The 10,175-nt window shown below is 66.0% G+C and carries 13 protein-coding genes; 9 read left to right on the forward strand and 4 right to left on the reverse strand.

Features of this window, described 5'->3' with window-relative positions; translation table 11 throughout:
- Positions 1–51 precede the first annotated feature (51 nt).
- The 4 genes from AC1DBN_RS20180 to AC1DBN_RS20195 all read left to right on the forward strand — a co-directional run bounded on the left by AC1DBN_RS20180 (position 52) and on the right by AC1DBN_RS20195 (position 3,944).
- Positions 52–1,071, forward strand: coding sequence for a FecCD family ABC transporter permease (locus tag AC1DBN_RS20180; protein WP_477724057.1), 1,020 nt, complete (start codon positions 52–54; stop codon positions 1,069–1,071).
- A gap of 1 nt (position 1,072) precedes the next feature.
- Positions 1,073–1,885: an ABC transporter ATP-binding protein gene (locus AC1DBN_RS20185; RefSeq protein WP_091716622.1), complete on the forward strand. Its 813-nt coding sequence runs from the start codon at positions 1,073–1,075 to the stop codon at positions 1,883–1,885.
- Positions 1,882–2,952 carry a siderophore-interacting protein gene (locus AC1DBN_RS20190; protein ID WP_314216516.1) on the forward strand — a complete coding sequence of 357 codons (1,071 nt, stop codon included), beginning with the start codon at positions 1,882–1,884 and terminating at the stop codon, positions 2,950–2,952. The genes AC1DBN_RS20185 and AC1DBN_RS20190 overlap by 4 nt, the downstream gene beginning before the upstream one ends.
- 146 nt (positions 2,953–3,098) lie before the next feature.
- On the forward strand, positions 3,099–3,944 hold the full coding sequence (locus AC1DBN_RS20195) for an SGNH/GDSL hydrolase family protein (protein ID WP_314216514.1): 846 nt from the start codon (positions 3,099–3,101) through the stop codon (positions 3,942–3,944).
- On the opposite strand, the gene AC1DBN_RS20200 is transcribed toward AC1DBN_RS20195, so the two are convergent.
- Complete coding sequence (locus AC1DBN_RS20200) at positions 3,941–4,264, reverse strand: YciI family protein (RefSeq protein WP_314216513.1); 324 nt, start codon at positions 4,262–4,264, stop codon at positions 3,941–3,943. The two genes, AC1DBN_RS20195 and AC1DBN_RS20200, sit on opposite strands and share 4 nt — an antisense overlap.
- A 103-nt stretch (positions 4,265–4,367) precedes the next feature.
- Between AC1DBN_RS20200 and AC1DBN_RS20205 the strand changes: the two genes are divergently transcribed.
- Together AC1DBN_RS20205 and AC1DBN_RS20210 are read left to right on the forward strand one after the other, a co-directional pair.
- Positions 4,368–4,853 carry a MarR family winged helix-turn-helix transcriptional regulator gene (locus AC1DBN_RS20205; protein ID WP_045731786.1) on the forward strand — a complete coding sequence of 162 codons (486 nt, stop codon included), beginning with the start codon at positions 4,368–4,370 and terminating at the stop codon, positions 4,851–4,853.
- A 55-nt stretch (positions 4,854–4,908) separates the two neighbouring features.
- Positions 4,909–5,682, forward strand: coding sequence for an SGNH/GDSL hydrolase family protein (locus AC1DBN_RS20210; RefSeq protein ID WP_314216512.1), 774 nt, complete (start codon positions 4,909–4,911; stop codon positions 5,680–5,682).
- Between the two features lie 9 nt (positions 5,683–5,691).
- Here the strand turns inward: AC1DBN_RS20210 and AC1DBN_RS20215 are convergent, their stop codons facing one another.
- From AC1DBN_RS20215 to AC1DBN_RS20225, 3 genes are read right to left on the reverse strand one after another with little or no spacing between them, the layout of a single operon-like run.
- Positions 5,692–6,435, reverse strand: a complete 744-nt coding sequence (locus AC1DBN_RS20215; RefSeq protein WP_172829881.1) for an FAD:protein FMN transferase — start codon at positions 6,433–6,435, stop codon at positions 5,692–5,694.
- A 55-nt stretch (positions 6,436–6,490) separates the two neighbouring features.
- Complete coding sequence (locus AC1DBN_RS20220) at positions 6,491–7,099, reverse strand: FMN-binding protein (RefSeq protein ID WP_091716613.1); 609 nt, start codon at positions 7,097–7,099, stop codon at positions 6,491–6,493.
- On the reverse strand, positions 7,096–8,586 hold the full coding sequence (locus AC1DBN_RS20225; protein ID WP_091716611.1) for a ferredoxin reductase family protein: 1,491 nt from the start codon (positions 8,584–8,586) through the stop codon (positions 7,096–7,098). The genes AC1DBN_RS20220 and AC1DBN_RS20225 overlap by 4 nt, the downstream gene beginning before the upstream one ends.
- A gap of 339 nt (positions 8,587–8,925) precedes the next feature.
- On the opposite strand from AC1DBN_RS20225, the gene rpmB reads away from it, so the two are divergent.
- The 3 genes from rpmB to rpsN are packed head-to-tail and all read left to right on the forward strand — an operon-like array spanning position 8,926 to position 9,637.
- Positions 8,926–9,162, forward strand: coding sequence for a 50S ribosomal protein L28 (rpmB, locus tag AC1DBN_RS20230; RefSeq protein WP_015938871.1), 237 nt, complete (start codon positions 8,926–8,928; stop codon positions 9,160–9,162).
- Complete coding sequence (gene rpmG / locus AC1DBN_RS20235) at positions 9,162–9,329, forward strand: 50S ribosomal protein L33 (RefSeq protein ID WP_013602737.1); 168 nt, start codon at positions 9,162–9,164, stop codon at positions 9,327–9,329. The genes rpmB and rpmG overlap by 1 nt, the downstream gene beginning before the upstream one ends.
- A 2-nt stretch (positions 9,330–9,331) precedes the next feature.
- Entirely contained in the window at positions 9,332–9,637 is a 306-nt protein-coding gene (rpsN, locus tag AC1DBN_RS20240) for a 30S ribosomal protein S14 (RefSeq protein ID WP_015938870.1), read from the forward strand.
- Positions 9,638–10,175: the final 538 nt, after the last annotated feature.

Here is a 10,175-nt window from a genome sequence, read left to right on the forward strand (position 1 = left end):
GCCAAAACCGCCGCTGAGCGACCCCAAGTGATAGGGCAACGCCGGGGAAGGATGGGCCTAAACCGGACCGCGTTCCTGGCCGCCGGCGTCGTGATCCTCTTCTTCGTTTCCGTGCTGCTGGGCAGTTACACGGTGACCGTCCCTGATTTCTTCACCATCGTCTTCAACCACCTGGCCGGCGGCCCCAGGATCCCCGGTGCCAGCTTCATCGTCATGGAGAACAAGCTCCCGCGTGCGGTCATCGGAACCATGATCGGGCTGGCCTTCGGGCTGGCCGGTGCACTCTTCCAAACCATGCTCCGCAACCCCCTTGCCAGCCCGGACATCATCGGCATCAGTTATGGCGCCAGCGCCGCAGCCGTGGTGGCCATCGTGATTTTCGGCGCGTCAGGTGCCGTGGTGTCCGGCGCCGCGCTGGTGGGGGCCCTAGCCGTGGCGGGCCTGATCTACGCGATTTCCAGCGGCGGGATCCGCGGTGGCGGCCGGGGCAATGCCGCCGGCAACCGGCTGGTACTGGCCGGCGTCGGAATCGCTGCCGCCCTGCACGCCGTGGTCAACTTCCTGATGACGCGCGCTGACATCCGCACCGCCGCCGACGCCCTCGTGTGGCTCAACGGTTCCCTGAACTCCGCCAACTGGGACCGTGCCGGGATCCTGTTCCTGGCACTCGCCGTGCTCCTTCCCGCTGTGGGCGTCATCGCCGGGCCGCTGCGCATCCTCGAACTGGGCGACGACACCGCGGCAGGCCTGGGCATCCGGGTCAACGCCGCCCGCCTCGCCCTGGTCATCATCGCCGTCACCCTCGCGGCGGTGGCGACGGCGGCAGCCGGGCCGGTCTCGTTCGTCGCCTTCCTCGCCGGTCCCATCGCCCGGCGCTTCACCGGGAAAGCCAGCCTGCCGGCGTCGGCCCTGGTGGGTGCCGTCATCGTCCTGGCCGCGGACTTCCTCGCCGCCAACCTTGCCCCGCTGGTGCTGGACGGAACCGTCCTGCCGGTGGGCGTCATCACCGGCGCGCTCGGTGCCCCGTTCCTGCTGTGGCTCCTGGTCACGAACAACCGAAAGGATGCCTGACGTGGCAGTTCTGAACGCCAAGGACCTGACGCTGAAATACGATCAGCGCTGCGTGGTGGACGGCCTCAGTGTCGAAATCCCCGAAGGCAGGGTGACCATGATCGTGGGCGCCAACGCCTGCGGAAAATCCACCCTGCTCCGCGGACTGTCCCGGCTCCTTAAACCTGCGGGCGGCGCCGTCACGCTGGACGGCAAGGACATCCACACCCGCCCCGCCCGCGAACTGGCCCGCACCCTTGGCCTGCTGCCGCAGCATCCCACTGCACCGGACGGCATCACCGTCCGCGACCTGGTGGGCCGCGGCCGGTACCCGCACCAGGGTTTCTTCCGCAGCTGGAGCGACAAGGACGATCTCGCGGTGCAGCGTGCGCTGGAGGCCACCGAAACGCTGGCCCTCGCGGAGCGGAACGTGGACGAACTCTCCGGCGGGCAGCGCCAGCGGGTGTGGATCGCCATGGCCCTGGCGCAGGAAACCGACATCCTGCTGCTGGACGAACCCACCACCTACCTCGACCTGGCCCACCAGGTGGAAGTCCTGGACCTCGTCACGGACCTGAACCGCAGGCGCGGCACCACCGTGGCGATCGTCCTGCACGACCTCAACCTCGCGGCACGCTACGCAGACAACGTCATCGCCATGAAGGCCGGCGCTGTGGTGGCTGAAGGTACCCCTCGCGAGGTTGTCACCGAGGACCTGGTCCGCAGCGTCTTCAACCTGGAATCCCGGGTCATCCCGGATCCCGTCTCCGGGACGCCCCTGATCATTCCCATCGGCCGCCATCACGTCCCCACCGAACTGGAGCTTGTTTCATGAAGACCCGCGACGCCGCATCCACCAGACCCATGAACACCAGGACCATGAACACTGAACCCATGACGCTGGCCTTCGAGGTCACCGTCTCATCGGTGCAGGAACTGAGCCCCAACTTCCGCCGGATCACGTTCGGCGGCTACTGCCTCCGCGATTTCGGCGTCCACGGCGACACCCTGGACCTCCGGATCAAGCTGATGATCCCGTCCGTCGCTGCCGATGGAACGCAGATCCCCCTGCCGGTCTTCGAAATGAGCGAATCGGGCTGGTACCGCGAATGGCTGGCCATGGACCCCGCCGTGAAGGGCTCAATGCGCACCTACACCGTGCGCGACGCCCGGCTGGACGAGGTGTACCCGGAAATCGATGTGGACTTCGTCATGCACTTTGACGACCACGGAAACGGCGGACCCGCCGCCAACTGGGCACTGAACGCCAAGCCCGGCGACGCCATCACCATCATCGGCCCCAATAACCGTGCTGCACACTGCGTCACCGCCGAAATCTACTCCGGCATCGAGTGGCGGCCGGGCCTGGCCCAGCGCGTCCTGCTCGCCGGTGACGAAACCGCCATCCCGGCCATCTCCGCCATCCTCGAAAGCCTGCCGTCCTACATGACCGGCCACGCCTTCCTCGAGGTTCCGGAAGCCGGCGACTTCCAGCAGCTCAGCTCGCCGGCGGACATCGAGATCACGTGGCTTGCCCGCGGTGCAGCGATCGGGCGGTCCCGCCCGCACGGCCAGCTGCTGCAGGACGCCGTACGCAAGGCCGTCCCCGTGCCGGGCTGGGTGGGCATCAAAGCCTCCGACGCCGGTGCGGGCCCCGAGCCCGAAGACGTCAACGTGGACGAGGACATCCTCTGGGAGACCCCGTCCCGGATGGAAAGCGCCGCCATCAGCGCCACCAAGAACCCGGACATGCCCGCCGGCGCCATGCCGTTCTACGCCTGGATCGCGGGCGAAGCGGCCGTCATCAAGGACATGCGCCGGTACCTGGTGCGGGACGTGGGCATCGACCGGAAGCAGGTTGCGTTCATGGGTTACTGGAGGCAGGGCAAAGCCGAAGGCTAACCCCACCCCTCAACGCGCGCTCACTTGTGGTTGCTTCCCCTGTGACGCGCGCTCACTCGTGGTTGCTTCCCCTGTGACGCGCGCTCACTAACTGTTCATCCCGGCGTCGTACGTCCTTTTCCTTGCGTGGTTACCGTGGGCGGGTGGTGCCCTCTGAATCTTTGCTTCCCAGTTCCGGGCGTCGGGTGTTTGTTGCCCTGGGCGATTCGTTTACCGAGGGCGTGGGGGACCGGGATGAGCGGCTGCCTAACGGGGTCCGCGGCTGGGCGGACCGGGTGGCCGAGAAGCTCGCCAAGGCGCAGCCGGGCTGGAAGTATGCCAACCTCGCCATCAGGAGCAAACGGCTCCGGCACATCATCGATGAACAACTGGAACCCGCCCTGCGGATGCGGCCGGCTCTGGTCACGCTGTACGCGGGCGGCAACGACATCCTGGATCTGAAGACTGACATGTCCACGCTCATGGCGGGCTACGAGGAACTGGTGGCCCAGCTCGCCGCCACCGGGGCCACACTGGTCCTTTTCACCGGCTTCGACGTGAAGGTTTCCGCCCTGCTCGAGCCGCTGAAGAAGCGGAACACCTTCTACAACCAGCAGGTGCGGGCCATCGCGGAGAAGTACAGTGCTGTGCTGGTGGACTACTGGTGCCTGGACGCCTTCCATGACAGGCGCATGTGGGACACGGACCGGCTGCACATGTCCAGGGCCGGCCACAAGTACCTCGCCGGGCAGGTCCTGGACCAGCTGGGTGTGCCGCACAAAATCAGGCCCAAGGACTGGGAGCCGCCCACCCCGCTGACGCTGCGGGAATGGGAACGGCGGCAACGGCGGTGGGTCCACGACTGGGTCCTGCCCCTGTTCGGGCGCAAGCTGCGCGGCGTCACCTTGGGGGATGAGCTCACGCCGCGCTGGCCCGAACCCGTCAAGGTGCCGCGCAAAGGCGGGCTGAAGAAGCTCACCGCAGGGGCGTCCGACGGCGGCGCCGCGCCTTAGCGGTTGGGGCCCGCCTCAGCCGGGGGTGCCGGCGGGTTGTCCAGCAGGATCTCGTAGCCGGGGGCAACGCGTCCGGCATGGAACTCCACCACCTCGAAGTCAGCGACACCGTTCGAATAGAAGGGGTCCTGCTGCAGGCTCGCATCCAGGACTGACCGGTCGGCCTGGGAGAGCAGCAGCCCGCCGGTCCGGGGGACTTTACGGCCGGCGGCGATGAAGACGCCGTCGTCGAAGGCCTTCTGCAGCCAGGCGATGTGGGCATCGTTGTGGAAATCCACAATGTCCTGCGGAACCCGGTAGGTCAGGGAGACAACATACATGCGCCCAGATTACCGGCTTGCCGCACCCTGGGACTGTGGACCGCCTGCGGACCGGCGGGACCCGCCTGTCCGTCGGTTGAAGGATCAATCGTAGAATGGGTGCATGACCGAACCGCGCTGGCTGAGTGCCGACGAACGCCGTGCCTGGCTGGCCCTGGTAAGCATCAACACGCTGCTGCCGGCCGCGCTGGACACCAAGCTCCATGCAGCAGGCAAGCTTTCCCTGTTCGACTACACCGTGCTGGCCATGTTGTCGGAATCGGACCAGCGGTTCCTGCCCATGAGTGAGCTCGCGGCGCGCACCAGCGCCTCCCTGTCCCGGCTTTCGCATGTGGTGACGAAGCTGCAGAAACGCGGCTGGGTGGAGCGCCGCCCGCACCCGCGCGACGCCCGGGTCACCATCGCCCACCTCACCGAGGAAGGCATGTCCACCATCGTGGGCCTCGCTCCCGGCCACGTGGAGGACGTCCGGAATCTCTTCCTTGACGCCCTCACGGAAGAAGACGTCGAGGACCTGGCCCGGATCGGTGAAAAAGTGGTGGGCCGCCTGGATTCAGACCACTGGATCCTGCGCGAAACCCAGCCCTGACCCCGGGACCCTGCCGGGATTGGTTGCTTCCGGCAACGGGTGGCAAACTAACCGGATGGACTTCACATCGCGGTTTGTTGCCCTCGGCGATTCCTTTACGGAGGGCGTGGGCGACGACAGCCCGGCCCGCCCCAACGGCGTCCGCGGCTGGGCTGACCGCGTGGCCGAGCAGCTTGGCGCGGGGGACCCCGGATTCGGATACGCCAACCTCGCCATCCGCGGCAGGAAACTCCGGCAGATCCTCGCTGAACAGGTGGACGCCGCCGTCGAACTTAAGCCCACCCTGGTGAGCATCTACGCCGGCGCCAACGACATCCTGCGCCCCCGGATCGACATCGACGACCTGCTGGCCGAATACGACGACGGCGTCCGCAGGCTGAGTGCCACAGGTGCCACCGTGGTGATGTTCACCGGCTTCGACGCCCGCGGCTCCAAGGTGTTCGGCACCATGCGCGGCCGCACCGCCATCTACAACGAACTGGTCCGCGGGATCGCAGGGGACCACGGCGCCCTGCTGGTGGACTACTGGCGCTTCAGCGAGTACTACGACTGGGGCATGTGGGCGCGGGACCGGATGCATATGTCCGCCGCGGGGCACGCCAACATGGCCAAACGGGTGCTGGAAGTCCTCAAGTACGAGCACTCCATCGATGTTCCGCCGATGACGCCGGTTCCGCAGCTCAGCGGGACGGATGCCCTGCGCGCCAACGCCCAGTGGTTCCGCGAATACGCCGCGCCCTGGGTGGCCCGGCGGGTTACCGGCAAGTCCTCGGGCGACAACCTGGCCCCCAAGTACCCGCGGCTCACCAGGCTCCCGCAGCAGGTCTAGCAAGCAGGTCTAGCGGCGGAACGCCGGGGTGGCCAGCAGTGAGCCATCGGCGTGGACGGCCAGGACCGCAACATCCCACTGGTCCGTGGCGAGATTGAGCATCGGCATCCCGCCGGAGACGATTGCCGTGGCCAGGATGTCCGCCGTCACCACATCCGCGGCAGCAACAGTGACCTGGACGAAGTCGGAACCGCCGTCCACCCGCCAGATGTGTTCGCCGCGTTCTGCCGAGCCTGACGTGGCCAGGGCTGCGTGCCCCTCGACCCCGCCCAGGGCATAACCGCCGATCAGGGCGTGCCTGTCGGCCGGATCGACGATGCCGGCCTTCCACGCTGCGCCGGAGCCCGGAACGGGTGAGCCACTGACCAGGATGTCGCCGCCGGCATTGAGGCACCAGTCGCGGCGGCCCAGGGCAAGCAAGGACCGCCCCGCCTCACGGATCGCGTGGCCCTTGATGAGCCCCGAGAGGTCCAATACGCCGTCCGGCCGCTCGGGCGAGAAGGCGCCTCCGGTCAGGAGCCGCCATTCATGCGCCTCCGCATACCGGGCGCGCATCTCCGGCGAGGCGCTGCGGAGCGTCAGTTCGCCGCGGGCCAGGCGGCTGGCCTCCGACGCCGGGCGGTACAGGCTGAACGTCTCGTCCAGTTCCCGGAACAGGCGTTCGACGACGTCGGTTGCGGCTGCGAGTTCGTCCTGAGTTTCCTGCCCTGCCGCGGGGGAGTCCGCGAAGGTCAGGCTGATGACGGTCCCCATGCACTCAAAAGTCCGTGACGAGAGGTTGGTACCCGTGTCCGATGACCGGAGGGGATCAGAGGTTCGCGGCATCGATGGCTGCCTGGAGTGAGGTGAGGTAGGCGTTGCTGGTGACGGTGGCACCGCTGATGGTCTGGACGTCCGCCGACTGCGCGGCCAACACCTCGGTCCGCAGGAGCGGCGCCGCGCGGTTGCTGATCTGGATCGATTTACGGTCGTCGTCGGTCAGGTGCAGGGCCGTCACGTCCGTGATTTTCCCTGAGGCCACAGTGATCTGGACCTGCACTGCACCGAATCTCGTCTGGACTGCGGCGCCCTGGTAGGTGCCGGCCGTTGCCGTGCCACTGCTTGAGGAGCCGGAGCTGCCCGAACTGCCTGAAGAGCTGGACCCGCTGGACCCGCTGGAACCGCTCGAGGAGCTGGACCCACTGGAACTGCTGGAGGCGCCGGAGGACCCGGTGGTCCCGGAGCTGCCCGGCGAACCCGACCCCGACGAACCCGCCCCGGACGTGCCCGTCCCTGTGGAACCCGTGGATCCTGCCGTCGTCGTACTTGAACCTGCCGCGAGGGTGCTGGCGCCCCCGGCCTGGGTGCCCGCCTGCCAGCCTGCCAGGAGGATGCCGGCGGACGCGACTGCTGCGGCGAGTGTTCCTCGTGCTTTCACCAGTCAAACCTTTCGTGATGGATCTGTTCTTCGGGGACTCCGGCCTGCCGGACGTCAGCGATGACGCTGTCCGCCCAGCCTGTGGGGCCACAGACATAGACGTCGGATTCTGCGACGTCGGGGACGAAAGCCGTGAGCCCGTAGCCGCCCCGGACTGCCTCCTGGGGCAACCAGCTGGAGCGGACGCGTGACCTCGGGCCCGGAAGGTGAAAGAGGCGCACGCCCCGGGAGCGGCACAGGTCCAGGATTTCACTGCTCAGGTACAGTTCCTGCTCCGTGTGGCCCCTCAGCAGGACGCTCGCCTCGCCGGGAGCGAACGGGGTGGTTTCGAGAAGGGCCCGCAGCGGCGTGATGCCGATGCCGGCGCCGATCATCACCACTTTGTTCCGGGTCCGGGCGCCGGTGCTGAACAGCCCGTACGGACCTTCGACGGCAACCCTGGTCCCCTTCCGCAGCCGCACCAGCTGCGCGGAGCCGGCGCCAAGGTTGCGCACCGTGATGCGCAGGGTGCCTTCGCCGTGCGGTCCGGTGATGGTGGGTTCTGCGGACAGGCTGAACGGGTGCGGGTGCCACCACATTCCAGGCGCCAGGAACCGCCAGATGAAGAAGCGTCCGCCCGCTTCCGCCAGCCGGTCCAGCTGCCGTCCAGCCATGAAGATGTTGACGACGCCCGCCGCCTCAACCTCCACCCGGGACACCGTGAGCTGGTGCCGTGACGTTGCCATGATGGGTTGCAGCACCCGGAAGTACACCAGCGCCGCACCGGTGGCGACGCAGACGGCCAGCCAGTACCAGCGCTGCCAGGTACCTTCCGCAAACAGCCCGCCCACGCTGAACTGGTGCGGCAGGGACGTGCCCACCGCAGCGTAGGTGAGGAGGTGGACCACGTACCAGAACTCGTACGGGAAGCGGCGCCGGACCGCCACAAGGGAAGTCACCACCACGGCGATGAAGAGCGCCATGGATACGAACGCAAGCCACATGTCCGGGACCTGCTGCCAGAGGGAGATGGACTCGCTGACCGGGTCAAGGCCTTCCGCCATGCCGTATCCCACGGCCAGCAGGAAGCCGTGCGCCAACAGCAGGTACAGCGACGGTTTGCCGAGTTTGCGGTGGAACTCCAGCGCCCGGTCATGGCCGATAGTGCGGTCGATGTACGGAATCCGGGCTGCCAGCAGCAGCATCAGCAGGACCAGGTCCATGCCAGCCAAACCAGCCACGATCCCGGCCGCGGTGAATGCGGCAGCGACGGAATTGACACCGGTTGCACCGCCGTCGGCCAGCCAGAGGGCCACGGCGGCGGCTACGGAACCCCACGCAATAACCGTCAGGAGGTCTGCCCTCAGCAGCCGTTGCCGGCGCTGGCGGCTGAACCATCCGCTGTTGTACTGGACGGGAAGCGGAGTGGCGGAACCGGATAGCTCCGAAGGCCCCGACAGGTCGGAGCTGGTATGCGCCGGAGGGACCGGCAGGGACTGCGTTCTCATGTACCTAAGATGCGCCGCCAAGCTTTCATTCAGCTGTGAAAACGGGTGTCCGCCACCTGTGACCCGGGGGCTCCGCACAGGGCGTTCGCAGGAAGCCCTTATACACCTAAACGCCCCGGATTGGTCTTTAATTGCGCCACCTCGTAGACTTGGGAGGCGCTAAGTGCGCGGAGCGTGCGCAATTGCTCCGGTGGCCCGGTAATTTTCTCCAGGGTAGCCGGTAGTTAGGGGCTCAAGTTGCGTGACTAACCGTTCACCCTGATCACTTTGGGTCGCTCTTAGACGCATGATCCTGCAGCAGATATGCGGATCATTACATTCAATTCTTGAGGAGAAGTCATGGCAGCACACTGCCAAGTGACCGGAGCCGAGCCGGGCTTTGGGCACAGCATTTCGCACTCGCACCGCCGCAACAAGCGTCGGTTCGATCCGAACATTCAGAAGAAGCGCTACTGGGTTCCGTCCCTGCGCCGTAACGTCACGCTGCAGGTCTCTGCTCGTGGCATCAAGACCATCGACGTACGCGGCATCGACGCAGTCGTCGCCTCGATCCTGGCTCGTGGGGTGAAGCTCTAGTGGCTAAGGACAAGGACGTACGTCCGATCATCAAGCTCAAGTCGACCGCGGGCACGGGTTACACCTACGTAACCCGTAAGAACCGTCGTAACGATCCGGACCGCATGGTTCTGAAGAAGTACGACCCCAAGATCCGCCAGCACGTCGAATTCCGAGAGGAGCGCTAAACATGGCTAAGAAGTCCAAGATTGCTCGCAACGAGCAGCGCAAGGTCATCGTTGAGCGTTACGCTGCGAAGCGCCTCGAGCTGAAGAAGACCCTGGTTGACGAAAACGCAACCGACGAAGCACGCGAAGCAGCCCGCCTGGGCCTGCAGAAGCTGCCCCGCAACGCGTCCCCGATCCGTCTGCGTAACCGCGACATCATCGACGGCCGTCCCCGCGGTACCTTCCAGAAGTTCGGTATCTCCCGTGTTCGCTTCCGCGACATGGCTCACCGCGGTGAGCTCCCGGGCATCACCAAGTCTTCCTGGTAATCCAGCACCGCTGATTCCAGCTGCTTGAGAAGAGCCGGCAACCAATTGGTTGCCGGCTCTTCTGCATTTAACCCACTCGGCGGGCGGTGGTTGCGCATGTCTCCGACCCTGTGCGGCAACACACACAGCGGAATTACGACGGCGGGAGGCGGCCTGGGTGCCGGTTAGCCCGTTTCGCCGCGGAATCCCGGGGATGTTCTGCGTTGGGAAGGCCGGTTTGCGGTGGCGCTGGAGTGCGTGTATTGTTTTCTAAGTCGCCGCGGGGGAGACAGTGAAGAACTGATCACCGGGCGGCCAAAAACCCCAAATCAACGCCAGATTCTGGTTGCTCTTCTAGGGCGCTGGAAATTGGTTGGGGCAGTCATTTTCTGCTTCAAGTCCTGAAACATGGATTTGCGAAGTGGTGGGTGATCGGGTAAGTTTGGAAAGTTGCTCCGGAGCGATCCTGAACCTTGAGGGTTTGGGTGGTGCCGGGTGTGTCTGTTGTTTGAGAACTCAATAGTGTGCCAAGTTTGTTGATACCAATTTTTTATTGAAT

Source organism: Pseudarthrobacter sp. 10T415 (assembly GCF_056394175.1).